This is a genomic window from Dyella japonica A8 (assembly GCF_000725385.1).
GTDB classification, from domain to species: domain Bacteria; phylum Pseudomonadota; class Gammaproteobacteria; order Xanthomonadales; family Rhodanobacteraceae; genus Dyella; species Dyella japonica_C.
The window spans coordinates 821571-839980 of record NZ_CP008884.1 but is presented as its reverse complement, the minus strand read 5'-3'; the positions used below and the strand labels follow the sequence as shown (position 1 = coordinate 839980).

Here is an 18410-nt window from a genome sequence, read left to right as displayed (position 1 = left end):
ACGAAGCGGAGGACATGGGCCACACACACGAAGAAGCCGGCGCGCCGGCAGGGCGCGCAAGCTTAGGGGTGGCATGTTGCGAAGATGTTGCCCCGCATCAAACGCCATGACGCAGCTCACGCGCCGGGCGCAACCGCCACGACGCGTGAACGGCGACGGCCGTCATCAGTGTCCTGGCAACAGGCTGCTGCTGGGCGAACCATCGGGATGGGCGAACCAGGACACGCGGTTGGTGCCATCCGGGCAACCCTGTCCCGCGTTGTAGCTCGCCACCGCTCCCGCCTGCGTGGTCAGCGCGGCGCGATAGCAGCTGCCCCGCGTGTCGTGGAAGGCGAAGGTCTGCGCGCTCTGCTGCCCGCTGTGGCTGGTCAGGCTGCCGCTGGCATCGAACACCAGGGTGTCCTGCGAGTCGACGGTGTTGTCGACGTTGGCGCCATAGGCAAGCAGGCCGAACAGATGCAACTCGTCGCGCTGGCGATAGCCCTGGTGCACGGTGGATGCCGCACTGGTGCTGCCGTCACTGGCCAGCTGCTGGTTGTAGTCGAGCGTGAACGGATAGCTGACGTGCTGTTGCCGCTCCGCCACCGGGAAGTTACCCAGGCGGCTTTCGCTCTTGCTGTCCGTCCAGGTGCGCTGCGAGGTCAGCTGGCGGTAGGTGCTGCTGTTGATGGTAAAGGTCTGCGTGTCGTCGAAGCCGGTGTTCTGCGTCACCGAGCTGGTGATGCGCCCGTGCGAGGTCATGGCGTACCCCTCGATCACGAAGTGGCGGTCAAGCTTCGTCGTGATGTCGCCGGCGATGTCGCCATTGCTCGCCGTCACCAACGTGTTGCCGATGGTTGGCGTCGGAGCCTGGCCAGCCAGCGTGTTGCGGGTGATCTTGCCCGTCACCTGCTTGGCATGCGCATCGCGATAGACCAGCAACGCCGCGGTGGCCGAGAAGTAGCCGTTCGCACCGGCCACCTGCACCGCTACTTCATGCGGGTTGCCGTCGCTGAGCTGTCCGGCGAACGGCGTAAGGTCGACGCGGTACGGCATGAAGTTGAGCGTCTGCACGCCGGGCGTGGGCCGCCACAGGTAGGGATCGACACCACCCGTATAGATCCACGGATACACCGGCGCCACGCCGGCCGGCTGGCCGTCGATGCTGATCTCTGCCTCGCGGAAGTTGCCGCCGCCGCATTCGCTGACCTGTGCGGCGTAGGCATCGGGCACGCAGGTGTACCAGAACTCGTCGCCGCCCTGGCTCTGGGTGAACACGTCCAGATACGCGCGTTCCACGTTGGTCGGCAGGGTGAGCGTGCGCGAAAGCTTGTCGCTCGACGTGTTGAGGGACACCGTGCTGCCCACCGGGTCGCTGCCCAGCGGATAGACCGCGTCCGGCGCTTCCGCAGCGCGGGCGCCCGCCGAGGCTGGGTAGAACAGCAGGCGCGCGCTGCCGTGGATCACGCCGGTGTAGGTGCTGTTGACCAGGTTGCCGATGATGGCCTGGCCCTGGCCCGCGTTACGCAGCAACGCAGCGTAATCGGTAAGGTCGCGCTCGACGTGCCAGGCGGGCGACACCGTCTTCGACGGCTCCTGCGTGGTGCCGAAATAGAGGTTCACGCCACCCAGCCACAACGTGGCGGTGCGGTCGTACTGGCGACCCGCGGTCACGGAGAAATCCGCTTCCAGCACCACCTTGGACCATGACCCGGAGCATGAGGTCGGCGGCGCATAACTGTAGGGCCGGGTGCCAAAGTCGTCGAAGGCGACATTGGTGAACAAGGTCACCACGCACGGCTGGCCCGGCGGGCGCGGCACCGTCGGATCGGCCGTGGCCACGTTGGTCGAGCCAACCACCGGATCGGCAGCAGCACGCACGCTAAAGCCGCCCACCAGCGTCGCCGCCAGCACGCACACCGCCAGATGGCGGACGAAACCCCCAGGCACCATGACGTTCTCTCCCCGCAATGTGCCCCCTGTGGCGCGGAAATTAGCACGATCTAATGTCAGGCGGACGTCTAGACGGCCGCACTTCGCGCAGGCACGTTCTTGCGAATCGTCAGCGACGTGAAGGCTTCGTCAGCCCGAGCGCGTGGCGGCTTCCAGGGCGGCCAGATAGGCCATGGCGTGTTCGCGGGAATCGCCGCACATGGCGGCATCCGGCCGCAGGCCGGAACAGACTGCGGGACGCTCCGGCTGGCCAAAGATTGCGCAGCGGTTGTCGTCCGTCAGTTGCACACAGCGCACGCCGGCCGGCTTGCCGTGGGGCATGCCGGGGATCGGCGAGGAAATGGACGGTGCGATGCAGCAGGCGCCGCAGCCGGCCCGGCAGAGGAGTGCAGTTGCCGGGCGCGACATGCGGGCCCGCTCAGCCGAACTGCTTGCGCAAGTCGGCGTAGACCGGGTCGGTGTCGGGGCGCTTGCCATGCCACAGCTCGAAGGCGTCCGCCGCGGTCTCGATCAACATGCCCAGGCCGTCGAACGCATAACGCGCGCCCGCGGTGCGTGCCCAGGCCAGGAAGCCAGCCGCCGCCGTGCCATACGAGAGGTCATAGCACAGGGCGCGATTGCCCACGACCGCGAACGGCAGATCCAGCGACTTGCCCAGCACGCCGGCGGAGGTGGCGTTGACGATCAGGTCGAACGCGCCCAGATCGGCCAGGTCTTCCCAGTAGCGCGTATGCGCGCGTGCCGGCTCGCCGATGGCATCGGCCAGCGCGTCGGCGGCCTCGGGCGTGCGGTTGACGATGGTCAGCGTGTCCACGCCGGCGTCGAGCAGCGACCATGCCACGCCGTGGGCCGCGCCACCGGCGCCAAGCAACAGGGCGGTGTGGCCGCGCAGATCCACGCTGTGGCGCTCCGTGATGTCACGCACCATGCCGTCGCCATCGGTGTTGTGGGCGGCAAGCCGCCCGCCCGGCAACGGGGTGAGCACGTTGGCGGTGCCGGCACGCTGCGCGGACTCGCTGCGCTCATCGGCCATCGCGAACGCGGCCGTCTTGTGCGGCAGGGTCACATTGGCGCCACACCCACCGTCGGCGAAAAAGCGGCGCACGGCCGCATCGAATCCGCCCGGCGCGGCATCGATGGTGCGGTACTCCAGGTCGATCCCGAACTGGCGCGCGAACGCCTGGTGGATGTGCGGTGACAACGAATGGCCGATGGGGTGGCCAAACACCGCGAACTGTCCTGCACTCATGCCTGCTCCTGATGACTGTCCCTGCCGCCCGACGACGGATTCCGGTGGTGCCGGACCATCTATTTTAGCCCCGCCATCCGCGCCACGTGTGGCATCGCAGGTTTTGAGATCCCGTCCGGTCAGGCTCTGCGCCACACACGACGACGGATCACTCCCATGCGCCCGACCACCCGAATCGCCCATCACGAACGCCTGCTTGGCGCCGCCCTGCTGTGGCTGCTGGCTGGCGCGGCGCTGCTGCTGACCACGCTGGCGCCGGCGCACACCGACGCGCTCGGCTGGACACCGGCGTTCTGGCTGGTGGGCGCGCCGCTGGTGGTGCTGCTGGCGCTGGAGCCCTCACTGCCGCGTCAGCTGCTGGCTCTGCTGCGGCCGCGCCGCCGCTCGGCCGCCCAGCTGATCTGGAACTGATGCGATAACGAATCTGCCTGGCAGTGGATGCCGCGACAGGAGCGTCGCGGCGTGGGGCCCCGTGCGACGGCCTGGGATGGCTGGGCACCTCGCCGGGGCGGCGCGATGGATCGCGCCCGCGTGACGGCAGTCCAGGGACGGGCTGCCGGAATCACCCTGCTGTCCGGCGGCCAACGCCATCTGTGGGAGCGCCCCCTGTGCGCGACATGGGCGGCTCAACATTACTCAACATCTGGTTGTTACGATGGCGTCCTGCGAAAACCAGCCACTGAGACGTCAGCGCTGCTCCGCGGTCGCGCACAGGGTGCGCTCCCACCAGGGCGGCGACGAACGTCGGATCAATCCGTGGCGCCTGCGCGCTTGAGCTCCATGCGCCGCAGGAACTCTTGCATGATGCGGCCATAGAGTTCTTCGCCGAGGTGTTCATCCTCGACGCCGGCGTCGATGGACGGGTTGTCGTTCACCTCGATCACTACCGGCTTGTCGCCGACGCGCTTGATGTCCACGCCGTACAGGCCATTGCCCACGGCCTGCGTGGCCTTGAGCGCCAGCTTCACCACGTCGGTGGGCGCCTTATCGATGGGCAACGTTTCCGACTCGCCGGTTTTTGACGCGCCTTTCGCGCCATGGTTGTAGATCTGCCAGTGGCCGCGCGACATGAAGTATTTGCACGCGTACAGCGGCTCGTTGTTGAGCACGCCGATGCGCCAGTCGAATTCGGTGTAAACAAATTCCTGCGCCAGCAGCAACGCGCTGTGCTGGAACAGCTCGGCCGTCGCCTTGTTGAGCGCCGCCTCGTCCTCCACCTTGACCACGCCCCGCGAGAACGAGCCGTCGGGAATCTTCAGCACCAGCGGATAACCGAGCTTGCCGGCGAGTTCTTTCAGTCCCTTGGCGTCGTCGCGGTAGAGGATCTCCGTGCGTGGCACGGCGAGTTTGCGCGACACCATCAGGTCGTTGAGGAAGATCTTGTTCGTGCAGCGCAGAATCGACGTCGGGTCATCCATCACCACCATGCCTTCCTTTTCCGCGCGATGCGCGAAGCGATAGGTATGGTTGTCGCTGGCGGTGGTTTCGCGAATGAACAGGCCGTCGTACTCGGCCAGCCGCTGGTAGTCGTTCTTGCCGATGGGATCGACTTCGATGCCCAGTTCCTTGCCCGCGGCGATGAACAGCTTCTGCGCCTTCTTGTTCGACGGCGGCATCGCCTCGTGCGGATCGACCAGCATGGCAATGTCGTAGCGGAACTGCTTGCGTGCCTTGGGCTTGCGCCACAGCTTCTTGCTGAAGCGGTCCAACTCCTCGGCGAAGGCATCTTCCTGCGCATCGTCCAGCGAATGCAGGCCCACCGGCTTGATGGCGCTGATCTGCCACACGCGGTCGCGCTCGAACTCGATGCGAAGCAACGGGCAGGGGAACATTTCGAAGACCTGGCGCGCCAGGTCCTGCAGCGCCGGGTGAGCGGTCTGCCCGAAGTAGACCAGGATGCCGAAGTCGGTGGTGTCGCGACCGCCGGCCGGCAGGAAGTGAGTGAGCTTGGCGCTGAGGTCCTCGATCTCCAGGCCATACAGCGCGCGGCGACGCAGGTCATTCACCGTGCGCACTGACGGCATCACGCGATGCCCGCGCGCTTCCGCCAGCAGCGAGACGTAGTAGCCCGTGCCCAGGTACTTGTAACTGCGGCAGAGATTGATGACGTGGGTGCGCTCGTCGTCCACGCCGACGGGCTCGCGCAGGTAATCCATCGCCGTGACCACGTCCGCGGACGGGTAGTAGACGCTCCAGTCGGAGGCCTTCTCGACAACAAGGACGAGACGGGTCATGACACCTCTGTCAGATGGAACCGAGGAGTGTCGTCACGCGGGGGAACGGGGCGGCACGGCGCAAGTGCCGCAGTGTGCGCACATGCGCCGCACGACACAAGCCAACGCATGGGCTGGATTTAAGAGGCGGTTCAAATTCCGGACGGTGAGGTCAGTCCGGTGCCCAGGGACGGAGCATCCACCGCGGGTTTCTTCACGCCGTCGCGCCCGGACGTGGACCTGATCGTTACATCCTGCGCCGGCCAGGGCCGGCAAATTGGACACGCTCTGAAATACGCCACAAGTCATCGTTGCCCCCGGGGGGTGGGGGGACTAAAGTGCGCCGCTTGTTTCATAGCGCGCCAGCGGGACCGCCCCTGATGACACCCATGCCCGCGACCGCCGCCGTACGCGTGCGGCGTGCCGAACTTTCCGATCTGGACGACCTTGTTGCCCTGGAAGAGAGCAGTTTCGCGACCGACCGCCTGAGCCGGGGCCAGTATCGCCGCCACCTCGACAGCGAAAGCGCCCAGGTGCTGGTGGCCAGCGCCAACCATCGCCACTTCCTGGGCACGGCGGTGGTGTTCTTCCGCAAGGGCACGCAGGTGGCTCGGCTGTATTCCATCGCCACCAAGGCGGAGGCGCGCGGGAAGGGGGTGGGGTCGGCCTTGCTCGAGGCGGCGGAGAGGTTGGCGGAACGCCGCCGCTGCACGTCTCTTCGCCTGGAAGTGCGCACCGACAACGACGATGCGATCCGGCTGTATGAGCGGCTGGGGTATCAGCGCATCGGGCGCTACGCGCGGTATTACGGGGATGGGGCGGATGCGTGGCGGTATGAGAAGGTGTTGGACTGATTGGGTGTTGGCTGGCGCCTGGGTGTCTAGGTGATGGGGCGAGGACCGACAGGCACGAGGGGCATCCCACTGGGCCGGCCTTGTGTCGCGGAAGACCGGCAGGGTGGCTTTTCGCAATCCAGCCTCACGGTGTCATAAGCACCGTCATCCCGGCGCAGGCCGGGATCCAGTTTCGGCCAGGTTTGGTTGTCGCCTCGTGCGATCCCGCGATCTGGCCGCTTACGCAGCGGGCGTTTCGACCTTCTGCCGAAGGCCGAGTCACTTTTCTTTTGCTGGCCCAAAAGAAAAGTAACCCAAAGAAAATGGCCTTTAGAGCCAGAGCTGGCAGCATTTCGTGGGGAAAGGCCCGAACGCGTGAGGCAATCTATTGTTTGGCAGCCTTCGCCTCTACACAGCGGATACTTCCAAGCGCTTCGCAACGCGCCATGGCGATGAGGACTTAAAGCGAGGCCGCGCTTCGGCGCCGATGGGATACGCACGGTCGCCCCGCTTTTCTGTGGGAGCGCACCCTGTGCGCGACAACCTAGCGGAGCGGTGACTACGAGACGCCCCAGTCGCGCACAGGGTGCGCTCCCACAGGGGACTCGCCTCTTTGGATGCTCCGCTGACGGCTCGGGCTCTTGCTTTGGCCTTTGGCCTTTGGCTTTTGGCTTTTGGCTTTTGACCTACCGGGTCCCCGTATGACGCGGCGGGCGGGTGGAGATCAGGCCCCGTAGGGGTGCCTGGCAGGGATGCCAGGCACTTTTCGTCGGGGCAGGAGCCCCGTCGAAAAGCCCGGAACCCGTCCGCGAACCTTCCGGGCAACGCCCGGAGGGCGCGTCATCCGGGGGGCCCTTTCTTTGGGTTACTTTTCTTTGGGCAAGCAAAGAAAAGTGACCCGGCCTCCGGCAGGAGGGCGGAAGCCCGCGGCAGGCGAGCCAGGTCGCGGAATCGCTACAACCGAGCGCAAAGTCACTGGATCCCGGCCTACGCCGGGATGACGGCTAAAGAACGAAGCGGTGAGGCCAGGTGGCAACCCTCACCCCAACTAACACCTCGCTCCTCAGAACCGCAGCCATCCATAGCTACTCCCCGCACGCCCAAGGGGAAGCGCCCGCCAAAATCGGCGCGATAGCGCGTCGAAGCCCCCACTCTTCACCAAAGTCAGAGGAGCACCCTTCATCAAAACGGCTGCGCAATCCGCTGCTGCGTCGCCTCATCCGGCCGCGCCACCAACGCACCCGTCCGCATCAGGCTTACCGTGTAATGCCCCTGGTCCACCAGCGGCAGATACACCCCGCTGCCAAACAGCACATCCACATCCGGCAGCCAGCGCGGATACTGCTTGTGCAGATCGAGCAGATCGAACTGTCCCGCCTCGCGAAAATCCACCACCGTGCGCGGCGCATGCATCTCCTCGTTCGGATCGTCATAGCGACCCGACAAGCGGTCCAGGCGATACAGCGGCGGCAACAGCGGCAGTTTCCACTTCAGCACCACCGCCTCCACGCGCCAGGCGTCGCCGGCCACGTCCACGCTGCGGATGGTGCCGTCAGGCCAGTGCACGACGACCATCCAGCGCTGCGGCGAAAGGATGCGTGCGTCCAGGTCCACCACCGGCGACTCGTCGTTGAGCAGGCGATAGCCGCGCAGCGCGAAACCCATGCCGCTCAGGGCGAGGGTGAGCGCAAACGCCACGATGAGCAGTACCGCGCGGCCCGCGGCGGCCAGCCGGTGCCCGTGGTCCAGCCGATGGCGCAATGCCACCAGTTGGAAGAGGGTGAACATCAGCGCGATCACCGCCAGGATCAGCAGGATCGTCGAAGGGAGGCGCAGCAGCGCGGTCCAATCCATCGTCGTCTTTCTTTTGCACTCGAACCGCGCGGGGCGGCGACAGCGGCATGATAGCGGCAGGCAGGCTGCCGCGCGGACCTGAAGCGTGCGCCCGGCGTTCGCTCGCCACGTTTTCGACGCTTGCCTATACTGGCGCGGTTCCCGCCGGATACCCCGACATGCGCCGATCACTCCTGCTGCTTCCGTTGTGCACCGCCGTTGCCCTGCTCGCTGGATGCGGCAACAAGGGGCCGTTGTACATGGCCAAGCCCACGCCCGCCGGCACCCAGCCGGCCACGCCTGCCGCCGCCCCGGCAGCGCCGGCCACGACGGCGCCCGCGCCGGTGCATGGTTTCGTGACGGACATGACGGCATTCAACGCGTTCATCGCTACCCATCCGACGCCCGACCAGTTCCGCGCCGCCTACCCGGACGTGCTGCTGGTGCTGCCGGGTACGGTGGCCACGCGCGAGCTGCGCAGCAACAACAGCCGCTATTTCGCCGAAGTGGATGCCAACGGCCGGATCACCGGCGGCAAGTTCATGTGATGGCGCTTCCCTTCTCCAAGATGCATGGCATCGGCAACGACTTCGTGATGGTCGATTGCCGCCACGGCGCGTTTCCGCTTGATGCGGAACAGATCCGCGCCATCGCGGACCGCCACACTGGCGTCGGCTTCGACCAGCTGATCAGCATCGAACCGCCGCGCGACGGGTCGTGCGCGTTCTATTACGGCATCTGGAACGCCGACGGCACGCCGTCGGGGCAATGCGGCAACGGCGTGCGCTGCGTGGCGGCATGGCTGCACCGCGCGGGCGAGCTCTCCATCGGCGAGCTGGTGCGGCTGGAGAGCCCCTCCGGGCCGGTGTCGGTGCGGCTTATTGGCCCGAACGAGGTCACCGTGGACATGGGCGTGCCGATGCTTGAGCCCTCGCGCATTCCCTTCCGCGCTGATGCCACGGCAGATCGTTACGCCATCGATGTGGGCGGCAACGTGCTGGAGATCGGCTCGCTGTCGATGGGCAACCCCCATGCCGTGGTCGAGGTGGCGGACCTGCAGGCACCGGCCCTGTATCGGCTCGGCCCGCTGCTGACCACGCATGAACGGTTCCCCGAGGGCGCTAACGCCGGATTCGTGCAGAAGATCGATCGGGGCCAGCTGCGCCTGCGCGTGCATGAGCGCGGCAGCGGCTGGACGCTGGCCTGCGGCACCGGTGCATGCGCGGCCATGGCCGTGTTGCGCCTGCGCGACGAGGTGGATGAACGGGTGAAGGTCACCCTGCCCGGCGGCACGCTCACCATCGACTGGGCGGGTCCGGGGCACACCCTGTGGATGACCGGGCCGGCGGACTTCGCTTTCGAGGGCGAGTGGCTGGGCTGAACGGCCGTTTCCTCCTTGTCCGGTTGAAAGCCGGTGGCCGGGCATCGCACACTCGGGCCCGCGCCGCATCGACTTCGCCGAGGTAGAGGTACCCATGTCCGACACCGCCACCGCCGACACGCTTTCCGCCAGCGACGTTGCGGCCTACCTGCGCCGTCATCCGGAGTTCCTTAGCGATTACCCCGACATCGCCGCCCAGCTCACGCTGCCGCGCGAACAGGGTCGGGTCGCTTCACTGGCCGTCTACCAGTTGCAGAGCCTGCGCGAGAAGAACGCGGAGCTGGAGCAGCAGCTGGCCACGCTGATCGGCATCGCCGCTGAAAACGAGCGGTTGATGCAGCGCGTGCACGAGCTCAATCTCGCCGTGCTGCGCGCCGGCACGCCGGCCGTCGCCGCGCGCAGCGTGGTGGCGCGGTTGTCGGAGGATTTCCAGACCGACCAGGTCCGCCTGATGCTGTTCGGACCGGTGGGCCTGCCCCCGGCCGACTGGCTGGTGCACGTGCCGGGCGGCCGCTCGCAGGTACCGGAGTTCGGCGATTTCCTCGCCCACCATGAACCCATTGCCGGCCGACTCTCGGCCGAGCGCCTGTACCGCCTGTTCGGCGACCACGCGCCGGAGATCCGCTCCGCCGCGATGATGCCGCTGGGTGAGTTCGGCATCCTGGCCATCGGCAGCGGCGACCTGGACCATTTCCAGCCCGGCATGGGCACGGTGTTCCTGAAGATGATCGCAGGCACCGTCACCGCCGCGCTGCTCCGTTCGCAGGAAGTTCTGTAAGCGCCTTCCATGTCAAAACCGCAGGATCATGTCGACGCATGGCTCGCCCGGCTGGCGGGTGAGCGGCAGGCGTCGGCGCACACGGTGGACGGTTACCGTCGTGACCTGGCCAAGTTGCTGCGGTGGATGGACACCCAGGGCATCGCCAGCTTCGACGCACTCGAACCCAACCGCATGCGCGGCTTCGTGGCGACTGAACACCGGGCCGGCCTGTCGCCGAAGAGCCTGCAGCGGCTGCTGTCCTCCTGCCGCAGCCTGTTCCGCCAGCTGACGCGCGAGGGCCTGCTGGATCACGATCCGCTGGCCGGCGTGCGCGGCCCCAAGGTGCATCGCAAGCTGCCGCAGGTGCTCGACGTGGACGAGGCCACCACGCTGGTGGAAACACAGAGCGAGGGCGCGCTGAATGTTCGCGACCGCGCGATGCTGGAGCTGTTCTATTCCTCCGGCCTGCGCCTGTCCGAACTCACCGGCCTGCGCTGGATCGACCTGGATCTGCAACAGGGCGAAGTGCGCGTGCTGGGCAAGGGCAGCAAGACGCGCATCGTTCCCGTGGGTCGCCATGCCGTGGCGGCGTTGCGTGCGCTGGGCGAGAAGGAGGGCATGGTGCCCGAGCAGCCGGTGTTCAAAGGACGCGGCGGGGCGCCGATCAACCCCCGCACCGTGCAGCTGCGCCTGAAAACGCTGGCCGTGCAGCAGGGCATGGCCAAGCACATCCATCCGCATCTGCTTCGCCACACGTTCGCCAGCCATATGCTGGAATCGTCGGGCGACCTGCGCGCGGTGCAGGAGTTGCTGGGCCACGCCGACATCGCCACCACGCAGATCTACACCCACCTGGATTTCCAGCACCTGGCGCGCGTTTATGACGCCGCGCATCCGCGCGCCAAGCGCAAATGACCGGTGCGATGAACCTGCTGATCAAGGCACTCATCGGCGCGCTGATGGTGCTGCTGATCGGCCTGCTGTCCCGCACGCGCAACTACTACATCGCCGGCCTGCTGCCGCTGTTCCCCACCTTTGCGTTGATGGCCCACTACATCGTCGGCAGCGAGCGCGGCACAGCCGACCTGCGCGCCACCATCGCGTTCGGCATGTGGGCGGTGGTGCCGTACCTGGCCTACCTGGCGTCCCTGTACTGGCTGGTGGCCCGCCTGCGGCTGCTGCCGGCGTTGGGCACGGCGCTGCTGGTGTGGTGTCTGGTGGCCGGGTTTCTTGTCGTGGCCTGGAACCGGCGGTAACGCCTCGCGCACCTGTGGGAGCGCACCCTGTGCGCGACAGGGCGCCACGCCGGTAACGCTCCGCCTGAAGGTCAGTCGCGCACAGGGTGCGCTCCCACAAGGGACGCCCCGGTACGCCTCCCCGCTTGGATTCCGCCCCCACGGCCCCAAACTCAGGCGAATTCACTCTTTACGGAGTCCCGCATGGAATCCTTTCACGCAACCACCATCGTCTCGGTGCGCCGCAACGGGCGCGTCGTGATCGGTGGTGACGGCCAGGTCACCCTCGGCAACACGGTGATGAAGGCCAACGCCCGCAAGATCCGCCGCCTGGGCAAGGGCAACGTGCTGGCGGGCTTCGCCGGCGCCACCGCCGATGCCTTCACCCTGTTCGAGCTGTTCGAGCAGAAGCTGGACAAGCACGGCGGCAACCTGACCCGCTCAGCCGTGGAGCTGGCCAAGGAATGGCGCACCGACCGCCGCCTGGGCCGTCTGGAAGCCATGCTGGCGGTGGCCGACAAGGATGCTTCGCTGCTGATCTCCGGCAACGGCGACGTGCTGGAACCCGAGCACGGCCTGATCGCCATCGGCTCCGGCGGCCCGTACGCGCAGTCCGCCGCGCTGGCGCTGCTGGAGAACACCGAGATGGATTCGCGCGAGATTGTCGAGCGGGCGCTGAAGATCGCCGGCGACATCTGCATCTACACCAACCACAACACCTCGATCGAGGAGCTGTAAGCGCAAGGCGCGACGGCCCTCCTCACCGTCATTCCCGCGAAGGCGGGAATCCAGCGCCTGTCAAAGGCCAACGACACTGGATTCCCGCCTTCGCGGGAATGACGGCAAGAAACCAACACTTTGCCGGTGACCCCATGTCCGAACTGACACCCCGCGAAATCGTCAACGAACTCGACCGCTACATCATCGGCCAGCACGACGCCAAGCGCGCCGTGGCCATTGCGCTGCGCAACCGCTGGCGCCGCATGCAGCTCGAACCCACGCTGCGCGACGAAGTCACGCCCAAGAACATCCTGATGATCGGTCCCACCGGCGTGGGCAAGACCGAGATTGCCCGCCGCCTCGCCACGCTGGCCAACGCGCCGTTCGTGAAGGTGGAAGCCACCAAGTTCACCGAGGTGGGCTACGTGGGCAAGGACGTTGAATCCATCGTCCGCGACCTCGCCGATGTGGCCTACAAGCTCACCCGCGAGCAGGCCATGAAGCGCGTGCGCACCCAGGCCGAAGACCGCGCCGAGGATCGCATCCTCGACGCCCTGCTACCGCGCCGCCAGACGCCGACCGACTGGTCCCACGACGCCGCCCCCAGCGCCGAGCAGAACGACACCCGCCAGAAGCTGCGCAAGCAGCTGCGCGAAGGCGCGCTGGACGAGCGCGAGATCGAGCTGGACTTCGCCATGAACGTGGGCGTGGAAATCATGTCGCCGCCGGGCATGGAGGAGATGGGCCAGCAGCTGCGCCAGATGTTCCAGAACATCGGCGGCGCCAAGACCCAGCAGCGCAAGGTCGCCATCAAGGCAGCGCGTCCCATGCTGATCGACGAAGAAGCCGCCAAGCTGCTCAACGAGGAAGAGGTGCGCGCCCAGGCCATGCAGGTGGCCGAGCAGAACGGCATCGTCTTCATCGACGAGATCGACAAGATCGCCCAGCGCTCCGAATGGGGTGGTGCGGGCGTGAGCCGCGAAGGCGTGCAGCGCGACCTGCTGCCGCTGGTGGAAGGCTCCACCGTGTCGACCAAGTACGGCCCGATCAAGACCGACCACATGCTGTTCATCGCCTCCGGCGCGTTCTCGCTGGCCAAGCCCTCGGACCTGATCCCGGAGCTGCAGGGCCGCCTGCCGATCCGTGTGGAGCTGTCGGCGCTGTCGGTCGAGGACTTCAAGCGCATCCTGCGCGAGCCGCATAACGCCTTGACCAAGCAGTACATTGCGCTGCTGGGCACCGAGGGCGTGACGGTCAATTTCACGGAGTCCGGGGTGGACCGGCTGGCCGAGGTGGCCTTCCAGGTGAATGAGCGGACCGAGAACATCGGCGCCCGCCGCCTGCACACGGTGATGGAGCGGTTGCTGGAGAAGATCTCCTACGAAGCGGCTGACAAATCCGGCGAAAACTACCTGATTGACGCCGAATATGTGGATAAAAACCTCGGAATGCTCGTCCAGGACGAAGATTTGTCGCGTTACATCCTGTAAACAAGGGGAAAGCCCCGGGCTGGTAAAATTTTGACCATGGGAAATGTGATTGAACTGAAGACCACCGGCCAGCGCGCCCAGCTTCGCGAAGCGCAGCAGCAGCACCAGCTGGTCCGGTTGTGGCGCGGCGAACTCGAACACGGCAGCTTCTGCGGTTACGTGGGCGGTGTGGGTCGTGAATTCTTTTTGCTGTGGGTCGTCGGCGACGGCATCACCTACGACGGTATGTACGTGATGCGTCACCGCGACGTCTCCGAACTGGAGGCGCCCGACAAGCACGCGCCCTTCATGGAGAAGGCGCTGGCCCTGAAGCACCTGATGCCGCGCACCCCGCGGGGATTCCCGCTGGACGACATCCGCAGCGTGATCCAGGCCGCGGCCGCGCAGGCGCCGGTGATCGGCGTGCACGTGGACAGCGAGGATGAGTCAGAGGTCTGCTACATCGGCCGCCTGATCAGCGCGGAAGAGGACGGCTTCAACCTGCAGGAGATCTCGCCCGACGCCGAATGGCTGCGGGAGGCGTCGTTCTTCTCGTGGGATGAGGTGTCCACCGTCAGCATCGAGGACGGCTACGCCACGTCGCTGCTCGCCGTGGCCGGCACGCCACCGCCGCTGGAGCAGGGCGATTCGGGTGTGGGGCACGCGCACTGACCGATGTTGCTTTGCATGAAAAAGGCCGGCTAGATGCCGGCCTTTTCTTTTTGCGGCTTCGCCTCGTTCAAGGACGAACATCACCCAAGCCCGAACGCCTCCTACCCGTCATTCCGGCGCAGGCCGGAATCCAGTAGCGTCAGTGGCGGGTTGTCGCGACCGTCGGCAAGGCTCTTGGCTCCACGGCGAAAACCCGACCATGCTGAAACTGGATTCCGGCCTGCGCCGGAATGACGAGCGAAGGTCACCGCGTCGTGGCCGCCGCCGCCGGTTGAGCCACCGGCTTCGGCGCCACCGGCACCGCCACACCCCTCACCTGCTGCTGAAAGAAATTCTCGATCAGGTGGTACACATGGCTGCGCTGCCCCGGCAGGTTCAGCCCATGCTTGGCCCCCGGATAGGCCATGAACTGGAACTGCGTACCCCGCTTCTGCAACTCCGCCATCAGCTCGGTGGAGTTGAGGAACAGCACGTTGTCGTCCGCCATGCCGTGCACGAGATACAGCTTGGACGTGAGGCCATCCAGCCATGCCATCGGCGAGCTACGGGTGTAGCCGGCCTCGTTGTCCTGCGGGCGGCCGAGATAGCGCTCGGTATAGAACGTGTCGTACAGGCGCCAGTTGGTCACCGGCGCCACCGCCACGCCGCCGGCCAGTTCGTTGGAAGCCTTGGCCAGCATCATGGTGGTCATGTAACCACCGTAGCTCCAGCCGAACACACCGATATGGCGGCCATCGACCCAGGGCTGCGACTTGAGCCAGTGGATGCCGACCAGCTGATCGTCCACTTCGGCAGCGCCGAGCTGCTGGTAGATCACGCTGTCGAACTGGCGACCGCGGCGGGCCATGCCCCGGTTGTCCAGCGTGAACACCACGAAACCCTGGTTGGCCATGTACTGGTTGAAGTAGTCGCCCCACTGGTTGGCAACCATCTGCGCGTGCGGGCCGCCGTAGTACATGTCGAACACGGGGTACTTCTTCGAGGGGTCGAAGCCCGCCGGCTTGTACAGGCGGTAGTACAGGATCTGCCCGTCGGCCGCCTTGAGGGTGCCGAATTCCGGCTTGATCAGGCTGTCGCGGTAGGGCCAGAACGGATGCTTCTCGTCGAGCTTGTTGGGCTCGATCCAGGTGACCAGGCTGCCGTCCGCCTTGTGCAGGCTGACCTGCGGCGGTGTGTCGACGCTGGAGAAGTTGTCCAGGTAGAAGCTGCCGTCCGGCGCGAACGTGGCGGCGTGCATGCCCGCGCCCTGGCTGATGCGCACCGGCGCCTTGGCGGTGCTGCCGTCGAGCTTGAGCGCGTAGACCTGCTTCTCGGGCACGGCGTCCTTGTTCGAGGCGACGTACACCGTGCCGGCGTGCTCGTTCACCGCCAGCAAGCCATCGATTTGCCAGTCACCCTCGCTCACCGCGTGCTTGAGCGTGCCGTCCAGGCCGTACAGGTACAGGTGGTGGAAGCCGCTGCGCTCGCTGCCCCACAGGAAGCTCTTGCCGTCCTTGAGGAAGCTGAGGTCGTCGTTGAGGTTGATCCAGGTATCGCTGGTCTCGGTGAGCAGGGTGCGCTGCGCCAGCGTCTTCGCATCCACCAGGCGCAGGTCCAGTTTCTGCTGGCTGCGCGGCATGCGCTGGTAGCTGACGTGCTTGCCGTCCGGCAGCCAGTTCACGCGAACCAGGTAGATGTCCGGGTCCTTGCCCAGGTCGACCCAGCGCGGCTGGCCGCCGGCCGGGGAGACCAGGCCCAGCTTCACCGCCACGTTGGGCGTGCCGGCAGCGGGGTAGCGCTGGTCGATCACGTCGGTGTGGTCGGCATACAGCTCGGTGCGCTTGGTCACCGGTACCTTGGCTTCGTCGTAGCGCTCGAAGGCGATGGCCGAATCATCGGGCGCCCACCAATAGCCGCTGCTGCGGTCCATTTCCTCCTGCGCGACGAACTCGGCCTCGCCGTTGTGCACGGTGCCGCCGCCATCGTGGGTGAGCTGCTTCGCGTCGCCGCTGGCCAGGTCGATGACCCACAGGTTCTGGTCGCGCACGTAGGACACGTAATGGCCCTTGGGCGAGATCCTGGGATCGAGCACGTTGTCGCCGGTATCGAGCTGTTTCGGCGCCGCATCCGGGGTCGCCAGCGTGTAGACGTAGAGCTTGCCGTTGATCGGGATCAGCAGCTGCTTGCCGTCCGGCGACCACTGGTAGCTCACGATGCCGTGCAGGCCGGCGGTGCGTTCGCGCTCACGGCGCGCCTTTTCCGCATCCGAGAGCTGCTCGCCATGGGGTTCGAGCTTCTTCGAGTCCACCAGCAGACGGGTCTTGCCGCCCTTGAGCTCGTATTCCCACAGGTCGAGCTGATTCTGGTCATCCGGCCTGGCGCGCAGGAAGGTGACGCGGTTGCCGTCGGGCGATATCTGCAGGCCGCGCGGCGCGGCACCGGCAAGATTGCCACCGTCGAAGATGCGTTCGATCGTGAGTTTTTCGGCCATGGTCGGCAAGGCCACCATCGTGAGGGCGGCAAAGAGGAGGGCGCGCATGAATACTTCCTTGGGCGACGCGTCGTACGTAAGAACAAGCGGCGATTAGAACGCGTTGCGCGCGGGGAAACCAGCGTTTTTGCGGGAAAGATGTGAAGTGCCGGCATGGGTGGCTCGTGTGCAGCAACGATCATCATCGTCTCGCAGCGCACTTCCTCCCTCACTGTCATCCCTGCGAAAGCAGGGATCCAGCGTCTTTCGTTCTTGCCCAACGCCTCGAAAAAGGCACGGGATCCCCGCCTTCGCGGGGATGACGGTGAGGACCCGACTCAGCTTTTCGCGCCCTGACCAAACAGGATCTTGCGCGCTTCCTCATCGGTGCTCAGGTCGAACTTGCCCTTGATCTCATCCCCCAGCGCATACGCGCGTTTCGTTGCAGGGCGCTCGCGTATGGCCTCGAACCAGGCCTTCAGATGCGGGAAATCCTCCAGCGCCATGCCCTGGTTTTCATAGGGCACGATCCAGGGATACGCGGCCATGTCGGCAATGGTGTAGTCCTTGCCAGCAAGGAAGGCGCGGCCTTTGAGGCGCTTGTCCAGCACGCCGTACAGGCGGCGCGTCTCGTTGACGTAGCGGTCGATGGCGTAGGGGATCTTCTCCGGCGCGTAGCGGTTGAAGTGGTGGTTCTGCCCCAGCATCGGGCCCAGCCCGCCCACCTGCCAGTAGAGCCATTCCAGCACGGTGTATTTCCCACGCAGGTCGGCGGGCATGAACCGGCCCGTCTTTTCGGCCAGGTACTGCAGGATGGCACCCGACTCGAACACACTGAGCGGATCGCCACCGCCCGCCGGCGCGGTATCCACGATGGCCGGCATGCGGTTGTTCGGCGAAATGGCCAGGAACGCGGGCTGGAACTGCTCGCCCCGGCCGATGTTCACCGGCTTGATCGTGTAGGGAACGGCGGCTTCTTCCAGGAACAGGGTGATCTTGTGCCCGTTGGGCGTGGGCCAGTAATGCAGTTCGATCATGGCGTTTCCTTGGGCGGGCGATGGGTTGATCTTCGGGGCATCGGGGCGGGAATCAACCTAGGCCCGCCCACGACCCCGTCAACCGGCCCCGGACGCCCGCGTTCCCGGCGGGTAACCCACAGGAGAGCCGCCCATGAACCGCTTTTCCACCTTCACCGCCTTGGCCCTGGTCGCCGCGCTGTCCGGCCAGGCCTGCGCCCAGCAGAGTGCCCCGGCGCCTACCAACGGCGGCAACAACCTGCCCGCGGCCACTAGCCAGCGCATGCACAAGTTCGACGCGCAGACGCAACTGCAACACCTGACCAAACAGCTCCAGCTGACACCCGAGCAGCAGGCCAAGATCGGTCCCATGCTCCAGCAGCGCGACCAACAGCTGGAAGCCCTGCACGGCGACAGCAGCCTCAAGCCGGCCGACCGCCGGGCCAAGGCCATGGCTATCGTGCAGGACAGCCAGAGCCAGATCGGCGGCGTGCTGACCCAGGAACAGAACGACAAGTGGAAAGCCATGCGCGAGAAGGCGATGGAACGCATGCAGGAGAAGCGCGGCCAGAAGGTGCCGTCCTCGCCGGGCAGTAGCGGCGGCTGATCGCAAGATAGCGCGCCGTATCCCGCCATCCCGTATCCTGC

Annotated in this window: 18 protein-coding genes; 11 read left to right on the top strand and 7 right to left on the bottom strand. The window is 66.2% G+C overall.

Features of this window, described 5'->3' with window-relative positions; genetic code table 11:
• Positions 1-165: 165 nt before the first annotated feature.
• The 3 genes from HY57_RS03465 to aroE all read right to left on the bottom strand — a co-directional run bounded on the left by HY57_RS03465 (position 166) and on the right by aroE (position 3181).
• Entirely contained in the window at positions 166-1932 is a 1767-nt protein-coding gene (locus HY57_RS03465) for a peptide-N4-asparagine amidase (RefSeq protein WP_019464163.1), read from the bottom strand.
• 129 nt (positions 1933-2061) lie between these two features.
• Entirely contained in the window at positions 2062-2340 is a 279-nt protein-coding gene (locus HY57_RS03460) for a YkgJ family cysteine cluster protein (RefSeq protein ID WP_026033744.1), read from the bottom strand.
• 10 nt (positions 2341-2350) lie between these two features.
• Positions 2351-3181 carry a shikimate dehydrogenase gene (gene aroE, locus HY57_RS03455; protein ID WP_019464165.1) on the bottom strand — a complete coding sequence of 277 codons (831 nt, stop codon included), beginning with the start codon at positions 3179-3181 and terminating at the stop codon, positions 2351-2353.
• 156 nt (positions 3182-3337) lie between these two features.
• Here aroE and HY57_RS20740 point away from each other — a divergent pair, with 156 nt between their 5' ends.
• Entirely contained in the window at positions 3338-3592 is a 255-nt protein-coding gene (locus HY57_RS20740; protein ID WP_019464166.1) for a hypothetical protein, read from the top strand.
• A gap of 338 nt (positions 3593-3930) precedes the next feature.
• On the opposite strand, the gene HY57_RS03445 is transcribed toward HY57_RS20740, so the two are convergent.
• The gene (locus tag HY57_RS03445) at positions 3931-5415 is read right to left on the bottom strand and encodes a RimK family protein (RefSeq protein WP_019464167.1); all 1485 of its coding nucleotides are present in this window, start codon (positions 5413-5415) and stop codon (positions 3931-3933) included.
• A 368-nt stretch (positions 5416-5783) separates the two neighbouring features.
• Between HY57_RS03445 and HY57_RS03440 the strand changes: the two genes are divergently transcribed.
• Positions 5784-6248 (top strand): GNAT family N-acetyltransferase, encoded by a 465-nt coding sequence (locus tag HY57_RS03440; RefSeq protein WP_019464168.1) that lies wholly within the window; start codon positions 5784-5786, stop codon positions 6246-6248.
• A gap of 1161 nt (positions 6249-7409) precedes the next feature.
• Here the strand turns inward: HY57_RS03440 and HY57_RS03435 are convergent.
• Complete coding sequence (locus HY57_RS03435; RefSeq protein ID WP_019464765.1) at positions 7410-8081, bottom strand: hypothetical protein; 672 nt, start codon at positions 8079-8081, stop codon at positions 7410-7412.
• A 158-nt stretch (positions 8082-8239) separates the two neighbouring features.
• Here HY57_RS03435 and lptM point away from each other — a divergent pair, with 158 nt between their 5' ends.
• The 8 genes from lptM (at position 8240) to HY57_RS03395 (ending at position 14297) form a co-directional block, all read left to right on the top strand.
• Positions 8240-8608: an LPS translocon maturation chaperone LptM gene (gene lptM / locus HY57_RS22060; RefSeq protein WP_019464766.1), complete on the top strand. Its 369-nt coding sequence runs from the start codon at positions 8240-8242 to the stop codon at positions 8606-8608.
• Positions 8608-9441, top strand: a complete 834-nt coding sequence (dapF, locus tag HY57_RS03425) for a diaminopimelate epimerase (RefSeq protein WP_019464767.1) — start codon at positions 8608-8610, stop codon at positions 9439-9441. The genes lptM and dapF overlap by 1 nt, the downstream gene beginning before the upstream one ends.
• Before the next feature lie 94 nt (positions 9442-9535).
• Positions 9536-10219: a DUF484 family protein gene (locus HY57_RS03420; RefSeq protein WP_019464768.1), complete on the top strand. Its 684-nt coding sequence runs from the start codon at positions 9536-9538 to the stop codon at positions 10217-10219.
• A gap of 9 nt (positions 10220-10228) precedes the next feature.
• The gene (xerC, locus tag HY57_RS03415) at positions 10229-11116 is read left to right on the top strand and encodes a tyrosine recombinase XerC (RefSeq protein WP_019464769.1); all 888 of its coding nucleotides are present in this window, start codon (positions 10229-10231) and stop codon (positions 11114-11116) included.
• Positions 11117-11124: 8 nt separating this feature from the next.
• The gene (locus HY57_RS03410; protein WP_026033837.1) at positions 11125-11457 is read left to right on the top strand and encodes a GlpM family protein; all 333 of its coding nucleotides are present in this window, start codon (positions 11125-11127) and stop codon (positions 11455-11457) included.
• Positions 11458-11640: 183 nt separating this feature from the next.
• A complete protein-coding gene (gene hslV / locus HY57_RS03405) occupies positions 11641-12174 on the top strand; it encodes an ATP-dependent protease subunit HslV (protein ID WP_019464771.1) in 534 nt (177 codons plus the stop codon).
• A 134-nt stretch (positions 12175-12308) separates the two neighbouring features.
• Positions 12309-13646 (top strand): ATP-dependent protease ATPase subunit HslU, encoded by a 1338-nt coding sequence (hslU, locus tag HY57_RS03400; protein WP_019464772.1) that lies wholly within the window; start codon positions 12309-12311, stop codon positions 13644-13646.
• 36 nt (positions 13647-13682) lie between these two features.
• Complete coding sequence (locus HY57_RS03395; RefSeq protein ID WP_019464773.1) at positions 13683-14297, top strand: hypothetical protein; 615 nt, start codon at positions 13683-13685, stop codon at positions 14295-14297.
• 244 nt (positions 14298-14541) lie between these two features.
• On the opposite strand, the gene HY57_RS03390 is transcribed toward HY57_RS03395, so the two are convergent.
• Together HY57_RS03390 and HY57_RS03385 are read right to left on the bottom strand one after the other, a co-directional pair.
• Positions 14542-16815 carry a S9 family peptidase gene (locus tag HY57_RS03390; protein WP_019464774.1) on the bottom strand — a complete coding sequence of 758 codons (2274 nt, stop codon included), beginning with the start codon at positions 16813-16815 and terminating at the stop codon, positions 14542-14544.
• A 269-nt stretch (positions 16816-17084) separates the two neighbouring features.
• A complete protein-coding gene (locus HY57_RS03385; RefSeq protein WP_019464775.1) occupies positions 17085-17783 on the bottom strand; it encodes a glutathione binding-like protein in 699 nt (232 codons plus the stop codon).
• A 133-nt stretch (positions 17784-17916) separates the two neighbouring features.
• Here HY57_RS03385 and HY57_RS03380 point away from each other — a divergent pair, with 133 nt between their 5' ends.
• Positions 17917-18369, top strand: coding sequence for a hypothetical protein (locus HY57_RS03380; RefSeq protein ID WP_019464776.1), 453 nt, complete (start codon positions 17917-17919; stop codon positions 18367-18369).
• The last annotated feature ends 41 nt before the right edge of the window (positions 18370-18410 follow it).

Coding starts and splice junctions, on each gene's coding strand:
- HY57_RS03465 (WP_019464163.1), bottom strand. CDS start 1,932: ATGGTGCCTGGGGGTTTCGTCCGCCATCTGGCGGTGTGCGTGCTGGCG.
- HY57_RS03460 (WP_026033744.1), bottom strand. CDS start 2,340: ATGTCGCGCCCGGCAACTGCACTCCTCTGCCGGGCCGGCTGCGGCGCC.
- aroE (WP_019464165.1), bottom strand. CDS start 3,181: ATGAGTGCAGGACAGTTCGCGGTGTTTGGCCACCCCATCGGCCATTCG.
- HY57_RS20740 (WP_019464166.1), top strand. CDS start 3,338: ATGCGCCCGACCACCCGAATCGCCCATCACGAACGCCTGCTTGGCGCC.
- HY57_RS03445 (WP_019464167.1), bottom strand. CDS start 5,415: ATGACCCGTCTCGTCCTTGTTGTCGAGAAGGCCTCCGACTGGAGCGTC.
- HY57_RS03440 (WP_019464168.1), top strand. CDS start 5,784: ATGCCCGCGACCGCCGCCGTACGCGTGCGGCGTGCCGAACTTTCCGAT.
- HY57_RS03435 (WP_019464765.1), bottom strand. CDS start 8,081: ATGGATTGGACCGCGCTGCTGCGCCTCCCTTCGACGATCCTGCTGATC.
- lptM (WP_019464766.1), top strand. CDS start 8,240: ATGCGCCGATCACTCCTGCTGCTTCCGTTGTGCACCGCCGTTGCCCTG.
- dapF (WP_019464767.1), top strand. CDS start 8,608: ATGGCGCTTCCCTTCTCCAAGATGCATGGCATCGGCAACGACTTCGTG.
- HY57_RS03420 (WP_019464768.1), top strand. CDS start 9,536: ATGTCCGACACCGCCACCGCCGACACGCTTTCCGCCAGCGACGTTGCG.
- xerC (WP_019464769.1), top strand. CDS start 10,229: ATGTCAAAACCGCAGGATCATGTCGACGCATGGCTCGCCCGGCTGGCG.
- HY57_RS03410 (WP_026033837.1), top strand. CDS start 11,125: ATGAACCTGCTGATCAAGGCACTCATCGGCGCGCTGATGGTGCTGCTG.
- hslV (WP_019464771.1), top strand. CDS start 11,641: ATGGAATCCTTTCACGCAACCACCATCGTCTCGGTGCGCCGCAACGGG.
- hslU (WP_019464772.1), top strand. CDS start 12,309: ATGTCCGAACTGACACCCCGCGAAATCGTCAACGAACTCGACCGCTAC.
- HY57_RS03395 (WP_019464773.1), top strand. CDS start 13,683: ATGGGAAATGTGATTGAACTGAAGACCACCGGCCAGCGCGCCCAGCTT.
- HY57_RS03390 (WP_019464774.1), bottom strand. CDS start 16,815: ATGCGCGCCCTCCTCTTTGCCGCCCTCACGATGGTGGCCTTGCCGACC.
- HY57_RS03385 (WP_019464775.1), bottom strand. CDS start 17,783: ATGATCGAACTGCATTACTGGCCCACGCCCAACGGGCACAAGATCACC.
- HY57_RS03380 (WP_019464776.1), top strand. CDS start 17,917: ATGAACCGCTTTTCCACCTTCACCGCCTTGGCCCTGGTCGCCGCGCTG.